Origin of the sequence: Gardnerella sp. DNF01205 (assembly GCF_049244135.1) — a bacterium.
GTDB classification, from domain to species: Bacteria; Actinomycetota; Actinomycetes; order Actinomycetales; family Bifidobacteriaceae; genus Bifidobacterium; species Bifidobacterium leopoldii.
Genome location: NZ_CP058378.1, coordinates 422,316 through 440,265 on the forward strand (window position 1 = coordinate 422,316; position 17,950 = coordinate 440,265).

The window sequence follows — 17,950 nt, forward strand, 5'->3', positions numbered from 1 at the left end:
TATGTTGCGTATTTAAGCAATTTATATTAAATATCAGCGTTACTTCTATCTTTAACGATAAAAGTAACGCTATTTTATTAATATATTTTTGTTCTGAGCGCAATGGGTGATAATCTAAGAGCATGACTATAGCTGTGTGCCCCGGCTCGTATGATCCAGTCACTGCCGGCCATTTAGACGTAATACAACGTTGTACGCATCTATTTGATGAAGTACATGTGCTAGTTGCGGTAAATGCTGCAAAGACTCCGTTATTTCCTGAATCTGAGCGCGTAAAAATTATTCAAGAAGCAATAAATAATTTGCCGCAAGCTCAGAATAGTTTCAATCGCAATTGCAAAATAGTAGTAACTTCAACAGCTGGTTTGATTACTGATTACTGTACAAAAGTTGGTGCTACAGTAATCGTAAAAGGCTTACGTCAAAACGGTGATTATGAGGCAGAACTTGGAATGGCGCTAGTGAACCGCAAATTAGCAGGTATCGAAACGCTTTTTCTGCCTGCTGATCCTGTGCTTGAGCATGTTTCAAGCTCTGTGGTTAAAGATGTTGCTCGTCATGGGGGAAATGTTACTGGCATGGTTCCAGATAACGTAATACCCTTATTAAAAAAGCTTTTTAATGAACAATCATTAGGTGTAGATAATAATTCATTTATGCTGAACAATTGAACAGGAGAGTAGAAGATGACAAATAAAAATGAACTTACTGACGCAACTTCTGGATTATCTAGTGAAGGAGACGACACAATGGAGCGCGAAGTGCAAGTTGATCGCAATCAAAAGCTTCCATTGCATCCGGTTCTTGCAGATGAAGAAGATGCTCAAGACGGCGTTGTAAATACAACGCAATCCGACGTGCGAAGTGCGCGTAAAGGCGACCTATTAGTTGACTCAGATGCTGACAATACAGAAACGTCATCTGTTGCGGCAGTTGGAAGTGTTTCTGCTGCGGAAGATGTGCGAGATAATGGCGCTGATAGTGCAAATAAGAACAATAAAAATAGCAAAGCAGCTTCTTCGCCAGCATCATTTTCTCCTTTCCCTCTTCCAGATTTACGAGAAAGAGAAGACGGTGGCGTTATTGACTTTGAAGAAAATGAATCTGAAACTTCAAAAGTAGCTGCAGAAGCAGTAAGCGATGAAGTGCGCTCAAAGAGTCGCGCTGAATTTACAACAGTTTACGACATTATTGATGCAATGGAAGCAGCCCTTTCGGAAGCAAAGAATGTTCTGTTTGCTGCAGGAATGGTAAAAATTGATCGCGATGAGTTCGTTGACCAGTTAGCGCGTTTGAAAGATATGCTTCCTGTGCAATTGGAGCGAGCTTCTGCATTAATGCGAGAAGCAGAGCGACGTTTGCGTACAGCGCAAGCACAAGCAAGCTCTATTGTTTCCTCAGCGCAATCTCAATCTGCAGAAATAATTGAAGAAGCGCAAGAGCGTGCTCAATTCTTAGCAGGTCAAGAAAACGTAACGGCTTTAGCAAAACAGAAAGCTCGCGATATTCTCGCTATTGCGCAAGCAAAATCAGACAAGCTTACGCAAGGTGCGGATCAGTATTGCGCAACTGTTATGGAAGGCTTAAAGCAGCAGCTAGATAAATTAGAGCAAGACGTGCAAGCGGGTCAGCGAGTGTTAGAAGATCGTCGCCGAGCTGCGGCGCACGTACAAAACGACATTAGCTCATCATTGTATGACGATGATGAAGAGGAAAGGAATTAGTAATGGCTTCGCATCCATCCCAATCACCATGGGCTGTTCCAGTAGCGCAAATGGCTGCGCGCGCTGGTAGTAGCATGTCGTTGCATCGCGTATTTCCGGCGCCGGAAGGCATTGGAGATTACGTTATTGGCGTAAAGCCAGGCAGCGATGTTATGGTTGATGGCGATTTTGATGCTGTGGTTGACGGCTTAATGTTTCAGGGCAGTATTACTGCTCCGGTGCATGCAGAATGTACTCGATGCTTGATGCCGCTTCGTCGCGATTGGAAAGTGGATGTGTGCGTATTCTTCCCATATGCTGACTCGCGTTCTAATCGTTCTGATAATCGCAATACTCGTGGCGATGCGGATGAAGCTGAATCGCAAATTTGGGATGAAAATGACGAGTCAGGCAATGTGTATCCTCTAGTTGCGGGTGGCGATTTTGCGGATATTGAGGCTCTTATTCGCGACACGATGGTAAGTGAGTTGCCGTTGCAGCCGTTGTGTGAGCCGGATTGCCGCGGACTTTGCTCTCAGTGTGGCGAAAACTTAAACGAGCATCCAGATCATCATCACGACGTTACGGATATTCGTTTTGCTGCTTTAGAGGATTTGAAAGCTCAGCTTGAGCAGAATGAAGAGCGGCATTAATTTTAGCGAGTTGTAAAGTTTCTGCCGTTTTTGAGCTGATTCCCGACCGAAACTTTACAGTAGTGTAAAGAAAAGGTCGTTTTTGGGCTGAAAAGCGGCATAAACTGCGCACGTTTGTAAAGTTTCTGTCGCACTAAAGAGAAATTAGGTTGCGCAATTTGTACGGCGCTTGCTGTAATATACAGAACGCTTAAGCTCAATCGATTGAACGAAATAGAGGAAAGAATTATGGCACTGCCTAAGTACAAGACCTCGCGTGCTAATACGCATTCGCGTCGCGCTAATTGGAAGGCGTCTGCCGTGCAGACTGTGACTTGCCCGAACTGCGGTTCTCAGGCATTCCCACACATGGCTTGCCCATCTTGCGGAACCTTCCGTGGTCGTGTTTACCGTGAAGCTATTCGCTCCGAGCACACCAAGTAGGTTTTATTAACAGAAACCCTGCCATCGACGGGTGGCAGGGTTTTTCTTTTTTCTTTCGTATTGTGGTTGTTGCGCGAGTTATCGTTTGGTGTGGCGTGAGTTTTGGGGGATTTCTCTCCTCGCACGTCCCGTCCTTCGTCGCTTTGGCTGTTAGAGGTTTTGCTGTTTGCTTTGTTCTTAAGGAATGTTGCTTCCTCAGTCCTCTTTTAGTGCTCGTAAAGAAATCCCCCAAACTCTGCGTGTTTAATCTTTAATAACCTCGTTTTATCGCAGAGATTTTTCGATTTTTCTTCTTCGCTTGGCGAATCAGCAGCCTGCGGCTCTGACGTTCGCCGCGCTCAGTGCGAAAAATCTCAAATCTCTACCGCACTAATATTCGACCTCTCAAGCAACACCCACCCCTCACTACTCAGAAAATGATTAGTGTTTTTGTTGTGTGGTAGTCATTTCGGTGTAGCGATGGCAGAGCAATAATGCTAGTGTTCTTTGATTGATAGTCGCTTATCGTATTCGAAGTATCGATGACAAAGTTCGCAGATCAGGTAAAGTTCGTAGTTACTTACGCGCGTCGAGTGCGTGCCAAGCGATTTCGGCGGCTGCGAGTTGCGCTTTTCGTTTGCTAGAGCCACTTCCGACTCCCAGCACTTCGTCGCCATCCTTATGCGCCAAAACCGCGCGAGCTTCAAACACTGGTGCGTATTCTGGCCCAGAAACAGCCATTCGATACTCTGGATCTTCCAAACCCATATCGTGAGCTTTGACTGTAAGCGAAGTCTTCCAATCGAGAGCTGGTCCTTCAGTTAGCACTTCCGCCAAAGTGTCGTCAATCAAACGATGCACAACTCTGCGAGCTTCATCAATTCCATGCTCAACAAAAGTTGCGCCAATAAGCGCTTCAACAATATCGCACAAAATTGAATCTTTATTATTTCCGCCCTGCTCCATTTCTCCGCGACCGAGAAGAATATACGCGCCAACATGCAGCTTTTCGCGCGCAACAGCAGAAAGCGCCCATTCAGACACAGCTTTCGCTCGCATCTTTGCAAGCTGACCTTCAGTCATGTCTGGATGTGCAGAAAACAGCGTTTCCGTAGAAACTAACTCAAGCACAGCATCGCCCAAAAACTCAAGTCGCTCATAATTTCGTGTGCCAGGATGCTCGTGCGAGAACGAGCGGTGGGTGAGTGCTTCTACCAAAAGATCCGGCGAAATAGTTGTGCCTAAAGCGTTCAAAAGTTCCTGCGTTGGGTCTCCAGGACGTGTTTCATCGCCATCTAATCTCAAAACTCCATCTTCGTTGTGTTGCGCATGTGAGTTGTTTTGATTGTTTTGATTGTGTTTGCTCTGCATATTCTGTTGATTTTGTTGATTGTTCTGAGTTTTCATAGCACGTATTATTATAGTCCTACTACCAACACAAGCGCTTTTAAGCTTCGTGTTCGCATTTGCGATCGCATTTTTCCATATTTCTTCTATATCCTTTCGTATAAGTGTTCAGCTATATTTGTGGATTATGCCTACGTATGATTTGGGATTAGAACGAGTTTCGCTAGAATTTGCTACAAAAACGATTTTTACAGACGTAACTCAAGGTGTTTTTGAAGGCGACAGAATAGGTATTGTTGGAAAAAATGGTGACGGAAAGTCAACGCTACTTCGACTACTTGCCGGTACAATGCAGCCTGATTCTGGTCGCGTTACAAAACGCGGAGGGCTTACTTTTGGCATGTTGGATCAGCGAGATCCATTGGATGATAACGCAACTGTGCGCGAGGCTGCTCTTGAAAATCGCGAAGATTACGAGTGGGCTGCAGATCAGCGTTCACGCGAAATTGTAGAAGCGCTTCTTGGTGGCATAAATTTGGAAGCAAAAGTAGGCACGCTTTCTGGAGGCCAGCGCAGGCGCGCAGATTTAGCAAGATTATTGTTGCACGATTGGGATATTTTGGCTTTGGATGAGCCTACGAATCATTTGGACGTTGTGACGATTCATTGGCTTGCGGAGCATCTTCTTCACCGTTGGCAGGACGGTCAAGGTGCGCTTTTGATTGTGACGCACGACCGCTGGTTCTTGGATGAGGTTTGCACTTCGATGTGGGAAGTGCACGACGGCGTAATTGATCCTTTCGAGGGTGGTTACAGCGCTTATATGATGCAACGCGTGGAGCGCGAACGCCAAGCGGATGTGCGCGAAGAGCGTCGCAGAAATTTGGCAAGAAAAGAGTTAGCTTGGCTTTCTAGGGGTGCTCGTGCGCGTTCTACTAAGCAAAAGTTCCACGTAAAGCAAGCGCGTGAGCTTATTGCAGATGTGCCGCCGCTAAGAGACACTCTTGAATTGAAGAAAATGGCAACTTCGCGTCTTGGTAAGCAAGTTGTTGATTTAATTGACGTTACGCAAATTTTCGACAACGCTCAGCAGCTAAAAAATATCGATCCGGATATTGTAGAAAACGCATCTTTAGGTGAAGATAATGCAGAAAAATCAAATAAAGTCGATATCGTAGAATCTGCTTTTGCGCAACCAACTCACGTAGGAAGCGTTACTATTGCTGTTGACGAGAGTCAAGAAAATTCTTTTGAAAATGCTGCGGAAAATACTTCTGAAAATACTGCTACGAGCGCAGAAAACATTGCAGAAACTTCAGCTGCATCGCGCAAAACTATTACTGGACGCATGATTTTAGACGATGCAACTTGGCTTATAGGCCCAGGCGATCGTTTTGGAATTGTGGGTGCGAATGGAGCAGGAAAATCAACATTATTAAGCATTATTGATGGATCTCTAAAGCCTACGCTTGGACACGTAAATATTGGCAAGACTGTAAAATTTGCTGTGCTTTCGCAGCGGCTAGAAGAGCTTGAAAAGCTTGGAAAATATAAAGTAAAAGAAGTTTTAAGTCGCTATAAGCCTAGCTATATTATCGATGGCAAAGAAGTGACTCCAGGTCAGCTTATGGAAAGGCTTGGTTTTAAGCCCGAGCAGCTTATGACACCAATTGCGGATCTTTCGGGCGGTCAAAAGCGCCGTATGCAGTTGCTGCTGATTTTGCTAAACGAGCCAAATGTGCTGATTATGGATGAGCCTGGAAACGATCTTGACACTGACATGCTTGCAGTTATGGAGGATTTGCTCGATACTTGGCCCGGCACTTTGATTGTTGTTTCGCACGATCGCTACTTGCTTGAGCGCGTAACAGACCAGCAATTTGCGCTTATTGACGGCAAAATTCGTCATCTTCCAGGCGGTGTAGATGAGTATTTGCAGATTGTAGAAAAGTTGCAGCGCGATCACGAAAATAGCATTAGTGCTGCGAGTACTGTGAATGCTTCAAGTACTACAAATTCTACAACTAAAGAAAGTTCAGAAAGTACAGTAGCTGAGCCAAAACTTACAGGCAAAGCCTATCACGATGCTGCAAGGCGAGTTTCTGCAATCGAGCGAAAACTTACAAAGCTTGAAGAAGAAAAGTCGCAAATTGAAGCGCAAATGGCTGCGCACAACCCAAGTGACTTTGTTGGACTTCAATCTCTTAACGAAGATCTCCAAAAAAACGAGCAAGAAACCAGTGCTCTTGAGGATGAGTGGATGAAGCTTTCTGAGCAGCTTTAGTACAAAATTGCTGCGCGCTAAGAAGAAGAAATAGAAGATAACAGCCACGTGCTAAATTTGTGAGGTATGACTCAAATCAAGGATATGTTGGAATCTGTAAAACCAATTCGCGTTGACGGTCGTAATGTTGACGAGCTCCGACCTGTGCGCATAACACGTAAATTTACTGATGTTCCTGAAGGTTCTGTGCTTATTGAGTGTGGCAATACGCGCGTAATGTGCACTGCAACTTTTACGGTTGGTGTGCCTCGTTGGCGTAGAGATTCCGGTTTGGGTTGGGTAACTGCCGAATATTCTATGCTTCCTAGAGCAACAGCTGAGCGAACTGATCGCGAATCTGTGCGTGGAAAAATTGGTGGTCGCACTCACGAAATTAGTCGTCTTATTGGTCGCTGCTTGCGCGGTGTAGTCGATATGAAAGCAATGGGTGAGTGCCAGATTCAAATTGATTGCGACGTGTTGCAAGCGGATGGTGGAACTCGTACTGCTTCTGTAACTGGAGCTTATGTAGCTTTGGTAGATGCGCTTAATTGGGCAGAAAAGAATGGTCATATTCGCTCTGCTGCAAGTGTTATTAAGGATTCTATTTCCGCTGTTTCTGTAGGCGTTATTAACGGCACGCCTATGCTTGATTTGCCTTATGTTGAAGACAGTCAAGCTATGACAGATATGAACGTAGCTATGACAGGTTCCGGCACTTTCATTGAAATTCAAGGCACTGCAGAACATCGTCCATTTAATCGCGACGAATTAAATACGTTACTTGATTTGGCAACTAAAGGTAATCGCGAATTGCAAGCTGCTCAAAAAGCCGCTTTAGCAAAATAGAAGAGATTGAAGGAGAACGGGCGTGAAGCTTATTGTGGCAACACATAATGAGGGAAAACTCGTTGAAATTAAGCAAATTTTAGAGGAGCAATTGTCGAAGCTGGCAAACAGTTTCGAGTTAGTAACTGCAGGTTCTCTTGGCTTGCCTGATCCTGTGGAAACTGGCGTGACTTTTGAACAGAATGCTTTGCTCAAAGCGCGTGATGTTGCTGCAAGAACAGGTTATCCTGCTATTGCAGACGATTCGGGTCTTATTGTCGACGTGCTTGGTGCTGCCCCTGGTATTCTTTCTGCCAGGTGGAGTGGTGTGCATGGGGACGATAAAGCTAATAATGAGCTTCTTTTGCGCCAACTTTCTGATATTCCAGATCAATGTCGTACTGCTCGTTTTCGTTGTGCTGCAGCTCTTGCTATTCCGGATGGGTGCAGTGAGGTTCCTGAAGGCAGTGTTATGTCGCATTCTCACGGCTTTGAGACTGTTCGAGTCGGAGAAATGGTTGGTCACTTGTTGCGCGAGGTGCACGGAACTAACGGTTTCGGCTATGATCCGCTATTTGTGCCAGATCTTCAGCCTATTCGCGATGGTGTGCAAATGAAAGGTTTGACTAGCGCGGAGCTGACTCAAGAAGAAAAGAATGCTATTTCGCACAGAGGTAATGCTTTGCGCGCGCTTTTGCCGGAGTTGCAGGCATTATTTATTACCGAATAAGCATTTATTACTGAATAAGCGAAAAATTTCGTGCGCGAGATGGGACTTGAACCCACACGTCGTAAGACACAGGAACCTAAATCCTGCGCGTCTACCATTCCGCCACTCGCGCATAGACTCATATAAATAATCGAGCGAATAAAAACAAATCAAAAGTATTAATACACTCGAGCGAGTCAGAGAGCCGCTTGACAGAATCGAACTGTCGACCTTCTCATTACGAGGGAGACGCTCTACCGACTGAGCTAAAGCGGCATGTCGCCCGAGACGCATTCGCGACTCGCGCACAAATCAATTACTATATATCATATTTTTAAATTTGTCCAATGGGCGCGCCGTACAAAATATAATAGTCATTAAGCAAGTATTGCATAGTTTGTATTGCAATTCGTTTAGTGTGGCGCGAGTTTTGTGGGATTTCTTTCCTCGCAGGCGCGACGACCTGCTTTCGCGCAGCACCAGTGTGATTGTGTTCATTTTTGTGTTAAGCTTCGCGTGTTTCTGTCTGCTTTTGTGAGTATCTTGTGAATTGGACTATAGTGACGATTGCTGTCACGTAAGTTGAAGAAATGAAAGGACCTAGAAATGGCCATCAATCCGCCAGTTGACGCCGTAAAAACCCCAGAGTGGGCTGCATTGCAGAAGCATTACGACGAGTTGCAATCAGAAGGTGTTTGCCTGAAGAAGTGGTTTGCTGAGGATGCAAATCGCGTGGATAAGTTGAGCTTCGAAGCTGGAGATCTCCACTTCGATCTTTCTAAGAATTTAATTAAGCCTGAAACTCTTAAGCTTTTCGCAGACCTTGCAAAGGCAGTTAAGCTTGACGAGCGCACTAAGGCAATGTACACTGGCGTGCACATTAATAATACAGAAGATCGTGCAGTTTTGCACACTGCTTTGCGTCGTCCTGCAGAGGATGCTGGCAAGTTCATTGTTGACGGTCAAGATACCGTTGCAGACGTGCGTGAAGTGTTGGGTCGCATTTACGATTTCGCTAACGAAGTTCGTTCCGGCGCTTGGAAGGGCGTTACCGGCAAGAACATTAAGACCGTTGTAAACATTGGTATCGGCGGCTCTGATTTGGGTCCGGTCATGGTTTACGAAGCTTTGAAGCCATATGCTGACGCTGGTATTAGCGCTCGCTACGTTTCTAACATTGATCCAAACGATATGGCAGAAAAGACCAAGGATTTGGATCCAGAAACCACTTTGTTCATCATTGTTTCCAAGACCTTCACTACTTTGGAGACTTTGACCAACGCTCGTACCGCTCGCACTTGGTTGCTGAATAAGCTTCAGGAGTGCGGTGCTATTGACGGAAGCGACGCAAAGAAGGCTGAATCTGTTGCTAAGCACTTCGTGGCTGTTTCCACCAACCTCGAAAAGGTTGAAGAGTTCGGCATCAACCCAACCAACGCTTTTGGCTTCTGGAGCTGGGTTGGCGGTCGTTACTCTGTGGATTCCGCTGTCGGCACTTCTTTGGCTGTTGTTCTCGGTCCAGAGCGCTTCGAAGAGTTCTTGAAGGGCTTCCATGCAATCGATACTTACTTCGCTGAGACTCCATTCGAGAAGAACGTTGTTGTGCTTCTCGGTATGCTCAACGTTTGGTACCGCAACTTCTACAAGGTTGCTTCTCACGCTGTGCTTCCATACGATCAATACTTGCACCGCTTCCCAGCTTATTTGCAGCAGCTCACCATGGAATCCAACGGTAAGTCTGTGCGCTGGGACGGCACTCCTGTAACAAGCGAAACCGGCGAAATCTTCTGGGGTGAGCCAGGTACTAACGGCCAGCACGCTTTCTACCAGTTGATTCACCAGGGCACTCAGCTTATTCCAGCTGATTTCATTGCTTTCGTGAACACGCCAAATCCTACTAAGGATGGCGATCAGGATGTGCACGAGCTCTTCTTGGGCAACTATCTTGCACAGACTAAGGCTCTTGCTTTCGGCAAGACTGCTGATGAAGTTCGCGCTGAAGGCACTCCAGAGGAGATTGTGCCAGCTCGCGTGTTCAAGGGCAACCGTCCAACCACGTCCATTTTCGGCGATGCTTTGACTCCATTTAGCTTGGGCGAGCTTATTGCTCTCTACGAGCACATTACCTTCGTTGAAGGCACTGTGTGGGGCTTGGATTCCTACGATCAGTGGGGTGTGGAGCTTGGCAAGCAGCTTGCAAAGCAGATTACTCCTGCAATTTCTAAGGATGATGAAGCTTTGGCAGCTCAGGATGCTTCTACACAGAGCTTGATTCGCTTCTATCGCGCTCATCGCAAGTAAGATAGTAGTCATATAGGCAATCGTTTTTAGCGATTGTTGATTTATAAGCCTCTTGGCGTTAATTCGTCAAGAGGCTTTTTTGTTTAGCATCTGTCGCTGAGTTTTGTAAGTTTCAAATGCATCGCAATGTGTTTTGCTGCATGTTGACACAACTGCAACAATAATTTATAATGAGCACGGTCGGTAGGTAAGGCTACCACGGGGATACGGGTTGCTGCCGCAACACAGTGGAGACACTGCACGCTGGTTAACAGTCGTTGTCGAATTCAAGGCTTCGACTAATGCAACGCCACCGCCCTGCGAAGCTGAAGCTTGAACGACGTGGCACGCTTAATATGCGTTTGTGTGTTTTGGTGCGCCTCTGTTCTCTTGTAAACCTCCGATTCAATGATGAAGATTTGCGCCGGCAGCGCACTAACTTAAGGAGGTGATTTGCCGTGAAACATGACAGTAAAAGCCATAATTCTAGTACTCGTACTGATGAAGGCTCCGACACTATTGGCAGTAGTAGTTCGGATGTTCCTCCTGAATATATGAAGCCGGCAATCACCGAATTTAGGTTGCAAAACTTGCGAAATATATAACTTACGAAATACAACTTACGAAGTATAATTTACGAAATATAATTTGTGGAGTTAAAACGTGAGTTCTAGTTATTTGCGCCTGTAACGTAATCAATGGTGATACGGCTACGCAAGAATTTACGAAAATCTAAATAGAAATTCGCATAGAAATCTCAATAGATATCTGCGTAATAAATGAATAGAAATAAAAAATACACGAAAGTGAATCCACTTATTGCCTATTCGAGGACTTTATTATGACCGTATTTACAACTTCGCGCAAAGAAAGCGCAGGCGCGCAAGTCGACGAGAACACTCGTTTCTGGTCGGACATTATTGTGTGCGTTGGCATTATTGCCGTTTTTGGCGTAACTGCCTTCCTTATTCAGCGCATAAATCAACCGATTGGTCCAAGTGGCATACCATCTAAGGTATCCACGGACTTAATCAATCTGCCTTACTACACTTTGCGCTCAGTATTTCGCATGCTGATCGCATTAGTTGCATCTCTTATCTTTACTATTGTTTATGGCTCTCTTGCAGCTCGCAGTCGTAGGCTTGGCAAGGTGCTTATTCCTCTTCTAGATATTTTGCAATCAGTTCCAATTCTTGGCTTCCTTTCGGCAACTGTCACGATTTGGTTGGTAATTTTCCCTGGATCGATGCTTGGTGTTGAAGCCGCTTCGATTTTTGCTATTTTTACGAGTCAAGCATGGAATATGACTTTTTCGTTCCACCGTTCGCTGCTCAGCGAGCCAAAGGAACTGGATGAGGCAGTTCGTAGTTTGCAACTCACGCATTGGCAACGTTTCTGGGTGCTAGACATGCCTAACGCAATGATTCCACTGCTTTGGAATTGCATGATGTCTGTTGGAGGCGGATGGTTCTTCCTTACAGCTTCGGAAATGATTTCCGTAAATAATCACACTTACGCTCTTCCTGGCATCGGTAGTTTTGTGGCACAAGCTGCTGCTGAAAATAAGCTTGGTCTTATTTGGTGGGCTATTGTGTCGATGGTGATTGTTGTTTTGGCACTTGACTTCTTCTTGTGGAAACCGCTTACAGCTTGGGCTGAGCGTTTCCGCATTACGCAAAGCGCATCTGATAATGAGCGTCACAGTGCTATTTTGACTCTTATTCGTCACTCTCATGCAGATGAAGTTATTAGTAAACTGTTTTTGCCAATTCGCGAGTGGCTTGAAAAAGTAACGCGCCCATTCGGTCGCACAGGCTCCAAGTGGCCTCACAAGGCTGCTCAGCATAAGCTTGGTGATTGGGTATTTAACGTTATTATGCTAATTATTGTGGCTGCTGGCGCTGCCCATATGCTTTACTTTGTGTATACAACTGCAGGTTTGCATGAGTTTATTACTGCAGGCATGCTTGGTGGCATCACTTTTATACGCGTTGCTGTGTTGATTTTAATAAGCTCGCTTATTTGGGTTCCTGTTGGTGTTGTAATCGGCATGAATCCTAAGATTTCGCGTATTATGCAGCCTATAGTGCAAATTCTTGCTAGCTTCCCAGCAAACTTCATCTTCCCGTTTGCTATGGCTTGGTTTATGGCTTGGCATATTGATCTTGGTTGGGGAAGTATTATTTTGATGGCTCTTGGCACGCAATGGTACATTCTGTTCAATGTTATTGCAGGTGCTAGTGCTATCCCTGATGATTTGCGTGAAATGACGCGCAGCTTCCGCTTGGATCGTACTTTGCGATGGAAGACGCTTATTTTGCCGTCTATTTTCGGTTCATGGTGCACTGGCGGTATTACAGCTGCAGGCGGTGCATGGAATGCTTCGATTGTGTCTGAGATTGTGGAATATGGAAAGAACCACATGGAAACTCAGGGTTTGGGCGCATATATTACTAATGCAACCACTTTAGGAGATTCTGCGCGCACTTTAGTTGGCGTAACTGTTATGAGCTTGATTGTTGTTTTAAGCAACCGATTATTCTGGTCGCCAATGCAACGTATTTCCGAAAAACGTTACGTATTGAATTAAATCGACTAATAAATCGACTAATAAAATTACTAATAAATCGCTTAAAATAACAAAATTTTATGAAAAAGATTGGCAAAATTATGAATACTTTAAAGAGCAATGCAAAAAAAGTGCAATCCTCAATTACAAGCGATATTATCGACGCAAAGCACATCAGTCAAAGCTTCACTTCTGACAGTGGCACTACTCAGCACGTTTTGCACGATATTTCTTTCACCCTTCGCGAAGGTGAAATCGTAGCAATATTAGGACGTTCTGGTGCTGGAAAATCAACTTTCCTACGCACAATGGCTGGTCTTGTGCAGCCAACAGAAGGCACAGTAACGTATCGCGGACGCGAGCTGACAGGTCCAAACCCAGGTGTTGCAATCGTATTTCAAACCTTCGCTCTTATGCCGTGGCTTACAGTACAAGACAATGTGGAACTTGGTTTGCGTGCTAGAGGCGTTAGTAAAGAAAAGCGTACTGAGCTTGCTTTAGCTGCAATTGACGCAATCGGTTTGGACGGCTTTGAAACAGCATATCCTAAGGAACTTTCCGGCGGTATGCGTCAGCGAGTTGGTATTGCGCGCGCGTTGGTGCTACGACCGGATGCATTATTTATGGACGAGCCATTCTCTGCTCTCGATGTGCTTACTGCAGAAAACTTGCGTCAGGAAGTTCTTAAGCTGTGGTCTAGCGAGGAGCGAGATATTAAGTCTGTGCTTATTGTGACGCACAATATTGAAGAAGCTGTGCAAATGGCTGATCGCGTTGTGGTTCTTGGATCTCATCCAGGTCACTTAATTGCTGATGTGAATGTTGATTTGCCTCGTCCTCGAGATAAGCACAGTGCTGAATTTGAAGCGATGGTTGATAATCTGTATGCTATTTTGACTGGTTCTGCTCCAGAAAGCGCTGCAGAGCAAGACGCTTCCGAAGATGCTGATTCTCAAGATCAAGCAAATAATGCAACTAATGAAGATGCTGAAGATAACGAAGCTGCAGCAATTGCAGATATGCTTATTCAGCGCCACCATGACGATGAAGATGAAGATAAGCAAAGTGAGGATGAAGCTGAAGCAGGTGAGGTAAAGGCAGAGCCTGTGGCTGTTCATTTGCTTCCAAACGCTACACCAGGTGGTATGGCTGGTTTGCTTGACGTGATTTCTGAAAACCCAGATGGCATTGATTTGGCGGATTTGGCAGCTGATTTGTCGTTTGAGATTGATGATTTGTTCCCACTTGTCGATGCGGGCACGATGCTTAATTTACTTACTGCAGAAAACGGTCATATTACTATTACTTCTGAGGGTGAAGAGTGGCATAATGCCGATATTTTGCACAGTAAGCAAGTTTTTGCTCGTCTTGCGATTGAACATGCACCTCTTGTGCACGCAATTGATCAAGCTTTGAGTAGGAATCGTAACGGAAAGCTTCGTGGCGAGCTGATTTTGGATTTGTTGCGCAGTAAGCACACGGATGCTTTGGCACGTCAGCAGTTTGATATTGCAATTAGCTGGGGTCGTTACGGCGAGTTGTTTGATTATGACGCTGATGATGACGAGTTGACTCGTACAGTTGAAACTGCTCCTCTCGATGGAGTTGTGCGCTGAAATAGTGCAGAATAGTGCGGAATTATGCTCAATAATGTCCATTATTGAGCATAATTTGGTATTTGTATGCTTTCGATAAAGGGATGCCGCATAGTTCTTTTATCTTTTAGGTCTAGTCGCTTCTTATTTAAGATTGCGCGGATCGGAAGCCCCCTAAAAAGCGAACTTTTTGGGGAAAGAATTGCGTAGCACATTTGTTGCTAACGCTTACTATGCGTCGATATGCGGCGGCGATGGAGGAATATTATGGTAAATGCTGTAGAAGCATTTGATGCTAAGCATCTTAAGGCTGCTGAAGAAATTCCAGCTTTCCGTCCTGGCGATACCGTTGATGTCAATGTTAAGATTCAGGAAGGCAACAACACTCGTATTCAGACTTTCACCGGCGTTGTGATTGCTCGTAAGGGTGCTGGCGTGCGTGAAACTTTCGTTGTTCGTAAGGTGAGCTTCGGCACTGGTGTTGAGCGTCGTTTCCCACTTCATTCTCCAGCTATCGATTCGATTAAGCTGGTTCGTAGCGGTCGCGTTCGTCGCGCTAAGCTTTACTACTTGCGCGCTTTGCGTGGTAAGGCTGCTCGTATTGCCGAGCGTCGCGATAACTCTGCTAAGTAAAATGGAACTTATGTGAAGGGTATTTGTTATGACTGATGACACGCAAATTAGCGATACTCATATCGTTTCAGTAGCGGGTCATGGTATAGATCCTTCACCGGTTCCACCAGAGCCGGAAGGAGATTTACCTTCCGGCTCTCGCATGTTTAAGCGCAAAAATAGAAAAGGTAAGCATTTTGCACATTCTAAGCGTGCTAAAAATGACCGCCTAACTTTGCGCGATGCTATAACATGGTTCGGTATTCCAGTATTAGTAGTGATACTTATTCGTGTGTTCCTATTTGGAGCTTACACAATTCCTTCTGGCTCTATGCTAGATACTATTCATATTGGCGATTATGTTATTACGACTAAGCTAACTCCGCGCTTATTCCCATTAAAACGTGGAGATATTGTTGTTTTTGAGGATCCTGCACATTGGTTGAGTGGTGAAAATTCTTCCGGTGCTGTTGGCAAGGATTTAATTAAGCGTCTTATTGGTTTGCCTGGAGATACTGTTGAATGTAAAGGCGCTGGGCAGCCTATTGTTGTGAACGGTGTTCCAATACGAGAATCTTCCTATATTCGTCCTGGTGTTGACCCGAGTGCTTTTCCGTTTAAAGTAAAAGTCAAAGCCGGTCACGTGTTTGTTTTGGGTGATAATCGTTCTAATTCTGCAGATTCACGATACCATCGCAATGATGGCGATGACGGTTTAGTTCCTATTTCCAAAATCGAGGGCGTTGCTGTGTTTAGATCGTGGCCGCTTGATCGAATTGGTCTTTTAGACGAACATCATGATGATTTTAACAATGTGCCTGATCGTCCTGCAAAATAAAAGTATTAGCGCAATGAGTATTAACGAAATTATATTAGCGCGACTTATATCAACTGATTTCAATTATGCCAAATAAATCATCCAATATACCGCTTGTTCCATCATTTAAATATGAGCAAGATCTGCTTTCTGAAGGCTATGATTGGGTTATTGGTCTTGATGAAGTAGGAAGAGGCTCTCTTGCAGGTCCTGTGATGGTAGGAGCTGCAGTTATTGGAATTAAACAAGTAAAAGAAAACTATATGCCTGAAGGCTTAGCTGATTCTAAATTGTTGAGCGAAAAGCGTCGAGAAGAGCTTTATGAACCGTTGCAAAAATGGTGTACAACTTGGGCAGTCGGGTCTTGCACTAACACAGAAATTGATGAGTGGGGTATTAGCTATGCGCTTGGTGTCGCTGCATTAAAAGCAATTTCTAAAGTTGAAGAAGATATTAAAAAGCTAAGTTTTAGCGTAAATGCGAATACGCGTGCGAATACGCGTGCGAATTCAAACTTTCGTATTGCCGCAATATTGGATGGACCTTGCGATTATATTGACAAAGTCGCAAATACTTTTGACGCTCCTTACGTTCCGGAGCCTGTAAAAGTTCATACTTTAGTAAAAGCAGACAGGCAGTGCGCGAGCGTAGCTGCAGCTGCAGTTTTGGCAAAAGTTACTAGGGATAATCTTATGGTATCTCTTGCTAAAAATCCGCAATATGAAGCCTACGATTGGGCAAGTAATAAGGGTTACGGTTCTTTAGCTCATCGCAATGCCATTAAAAAAGTAGGTCCTAGCGATTTGCATAGACTGTCTTGGCATTTATAAGCGAGGGTGCATATGGCAAAAAATGAAGCAAAACGCGTGTCAATGATCGATGTTGCGCACGCTGCTGGTGTAAGTCATCAAACTGTTTCTCGCGTTATTAATAATTCTCCTGATGTTTCTGCTAGCACGCGAATTAAAGTTCTGCGAGTTATTGAGCAGCTTGGGTATTATCCGAGTAATTCAGCACGCGCATTAGCAACTAAGAAATCGCGTACTTTAGGGCTTATCGTTGGTGCAGAAAATAGAACATCTCGAAACATTATTGCTCCTATAGAAGCGCAAGCAAAATCTCGTGGTCTTTTTCTTTCTATTAGCATGGTCAACGAAACATTATGTGAACAAAGTGATATTCAAGATTTATGCGAGAGTTTTGAAGAGCAAAATGTCGACGGATTAATAATTGACGCTCCAACAGATGCAATATTTACGTCACTGTGTCGTACGCGTATTCTTAAGCCGTGCGTATGCGTTACTGCTACTCATGGTGCAATAAGCGCGCATGAAGGCATGAATATGTTGCGTTCTCATAGCAACGTTGAGTATTCAATGATTGGTATTAATCAATCTCGCGCAATGAACGATATTGTGTCACTTATTGCGCATTATGGACATCGAAATGCCATTTATATAGCAGGTCCTTCGCAATGGAGAGGTGCTGCAACGCGACTCATTGCATGGCGTTCACTTTCAACTGCTCAAGGTATTCATTCGCATATTGTGCAATGTACTTCGTGGAAGTCTTCTGAAAGTTACGCGCGAATGAATCATATGATTGAGAAATTTGGCATAGATGGCATTGCATTGCCGACTGTTATTGTTGCTTCAAGCGATGAGCAGGCAGTAGGAGTTGTGCGTTCCTTGTATGAGCACGGTTTGAAAATTCCGAGTGATATTAGTGTTGTTGGTTTCGGCGATATTCCGGCAATAAGTGATTTTTTCCCACCTCTTACAACTGTGAGTCTCGATATGCAGCAATTAGGGTCGTTGGCAGTGCGTGAAGCTTTGAGATTAATGAATCATGGGCCTGAGCCAGCATTCCCAGATATGTCTCATGGAGTTGGGCAAATACCTGCTGGCTTAAAATTGCGTTCTTCTATTGGTGCCGTATTGAGATAATTTTGCGATTGTGAAAAATTGCATTAAAAATTATCGAGAATAGAATTAAGAATGGTATTTTTAATTATTTTTTTGATTATTTAAATATTGCGTGAAACAGTTGTGAAACAACTTTATTTTCTTAATGCTAATATCTGGCAAAATGGCTTAAAATCAGCATAATTACGCGGATGCCGGCGTGTTGATGGTGTGTGTGAAGCGTAATCTTAACATCAGTTGGGAGTGT

General features: G+C 44.5%; 15 protein-coding genes, 2 tRNA genes, 2 pseudogenes and 1 riboswitch. Of the genes and pseudogenes, 16 read left to right on the plus strand and 3 right to left on the minus strand.

The genetic code is table 11. The annotated features are described in order from the left end of the window. Positions 1–122: 122 nt before the first annotated feature. The 4 genes from coaD (at position 123) to rpmF (ending at position 2,779) form a co-directional block, all read left to right on the plus strand. Entirely contained in the window at positions 123–671 is a 549-nt protein-coding gene (coaD, locus tag HXT47_RS01855; RefSeq protein WP_421789177.1) for a pantetheine-phosphate adenylyltransferase, read from the plus strand. A 15-nt stretch (positions 672–686) separates the two neighbouring features. Then, complete coding sequence (locus HXT47_RS01860) at positions 687–1,724, plus strand: hypothetical protein (protein WP_004105355.1); 1,038 nt, start codon at positions 687–689, stop codon at positions 1,722–1,724. A 2-nt stretch (positions 1,725–1,726) separates the two neighbouring features. Continuing rightward, the gene (locus HXT47_RS01865; protein ID WP_004574043.1) at positions 1,727–2,356 is read left to right on the plus strand and encodes a YceD family protein; all 630 of its coding nucleotides are present in this window, start codon (positions 1,727–1,729) and stop codon (positions 2,354–2,356) included. A gap of 228 nt (positions 2,357–2,584) precedes the next feature. After that, positions 2,585–2,779 carry a 50S ribosomal protein L32 gene (gene rpmF, locus HXT47_RS01870; RefSeq protein WP_004574042.1) on the plus strand — a complete coding sequence of 65 codons (195 nt, stop codon included), beginning with the start codon at positions 2,585–2,587 and terminating at the stop codon, positions 2,777–2,779. Between the two features lie 555 nt (positions 2,780–3,334). Here the strand turns inward: rpmF and rnc are convergent. Next, positions 3,335–4,165: a ribonuclease III gene (rnc, locus tag HXT47_RS01875; protein WP_119527004.1), complete on the minus strand. Its 831-nt coding sequence runs from the start codon at positions 4,163–4,165 to the stop codon at positions 3,335–3,337. 127 nt (positions 4,166–4,292) lie between these two features. Here rnc and HXT47_RS01880 point away from each other — a divergent pair. From HXT47_RS01880 to HXT47_RS01895, 4 genes and pseudogenes are all read left to right on the plus strand, one after another. Next, positions 4,293–6,065: pseudogene (locus tag HXT47_RS01880) on the plus strand (ABC-F family ATP-binding cassette domain-containing protein); the annotation flags it as partial. Between the two features lie 93 nt (positions 6,066–6,158). Further along, positions 6,159–6,389 (plus strand): annotated as a pseudogene (locus HXT47_RS01885) (ABC transporter C-terminal domain-containing protein); the annotation flags it as partial. 66 nt (positions 6,390–6,455) lie between these two features. After that, positions 6,456–7,217 (plus strand): ribonuclease PH, encoded by a 762-nt coding sequence (rph, locus tag HXT47_RS01890; RefSeq protein WP_004105347.1) that lies wholly within the window; start codon positions 6,456–6,458, stop codon positions 7,215–7,217. A gap of 22 nt (positions 7,218–7,239) precedes the next feature. Then, entirely contained in the window at positions 7,240–7,926 is a 687-nt protein-coding gene (locus tag HXT47_RS01895; protein WP_004105345.1) for a non-canonical purine NTP pyrophosphatase, read from the plus strand. A 31-nt stretch (positions 7,927–7,957) separates the two neighbouring features. Here the strand turns inward: HXT47_RS01895 and HXT47_RS01900 are convergent. Together HXT47_RS01900 and HXT47_RS01905 are read right to left on the minus strand one after the other, a co-directional pair. Beyond that, positions 7,958–8,038, minus strand: a tRNA-Leu gene (locus tag HXT47_RS01900). A 70-nt stretch (positions 8,039–8,108) separates the two neighbouring features. Next, positions 8,109–8,181 (minus strand) — tRNA-Thr (locus HXT47_RS01905). A gap of 330 nt (positions 8,182–8,511) precedes the next feature. Here HXT47_RS01905 and pgi point away from each other — a divergent pair. The 8 genes from pgi to HXT47_RS01945 all read left to right on the plus strand — a co-directional run bounded on the left by pgi (position 8,512) and on the right by HXT47_RS01945 (position 17,724). Further along, positions 8,512–10,206: a glucose-6-phosphate isomerase gene (gene pgi / locus HXT47_RS01910; protein WP_410295670.1), complete on the plus strand. Its 1,695-nt coding sequence runs from the start codon at positions 8,512–8,514 to the stop codon at positions 10,204–10,206. A 172-nt stretch (positions 10,207–10,378) separates the two neighbouring features. Beyond that, positions 10,379–10,539, plus strand: a riboswitch (M-box (ykoK) riboswitch). 104 nt (positions 10,540–10,643) lie between these two features. Further along, positions 10,644–10,790, plus strand: coding sequence for a hypothetical protein (locus HXT47_RS01915; RefSeq protein WP_004574037.1), 147 nt, complete (start codon positions 10,644–10,646; stop codon positions 10,788–10,790). A gap of 236 nt (positions 10,791–11,026) precedes the next feature. Continuing rightward, entirely contained in the window at positions 11,027–12,775 is a 1,749-nt protein-coding gene (locus HXT47_RS01920) for an ABC transporter permease (protein ID WP_004574036.1), read from the plus strand. A gap of 80 nt (positions 12,776–12,855) precedes the next feature. Next, on the plus strand, positions 12,856–14,370 hold the full coding sequence (locus HXT47_RS01925; protein WP_174164207.1) for an ATP-binding cassette domain-containing protein: 1,515 nt from the start codon (positions 12,856–12,858) through the stop codon (positions 14,368–14,370). 246 nt (positions 14,371–14,616) lie between these two features. After that, the gene (gene rplS / locus HXT47_RS01930) at positions 14,617–14,982 is read left to right on the plus strand and encodes a 50S ribosomal protein L19 (RefSeq protein ID WP_004105329.1); all 366 of its coding nucleotides are present in this window, start codon (positions 14,617–14,619) and stop codon (positions 14,980–14,982) included. A 28-nt stretch (positions 14,983–15,010) separates the two neighbouring features. After that, positions 15,011–15,799: a signal peptidase I gene (gene lepB / locus HXT47_RS01935; RefSeq protein ID WP_004105326.1), complete on the plus strand. Its 789-nt coding sequence runs from the start codon at positions 15,011–15,013 to the stop codon at positions 15,797–15,799. Between the two features lie 65 nt (positions 15,800–15,864). Further along, positions 15,865–16,608, plus strand: a complete 744-nt coding sequence (locus tag HXT47_RS01940) for a ribonuclease HII (RefSeq protein ID WP_421789180.1) — start codon at positions 15,865–15,867, stop codon at positions 16,606–16,608. A gap of 12 nt (positions 16,609–16,620) precedes the next feature. After that, positions 16,621–17,724, plus strand: a complete 1,104-nt coding sequence (locus HXT47_RS01945; protein ID WP_004105321.1) for a LacI family DNA-binding transcriptional regulator — start codon at positions 16,621–16,623, stop codon at positions 17,722–17,724. The last annotated feature ends 226 nt before the right edge of the window (positions 17,725–17,950 follow it).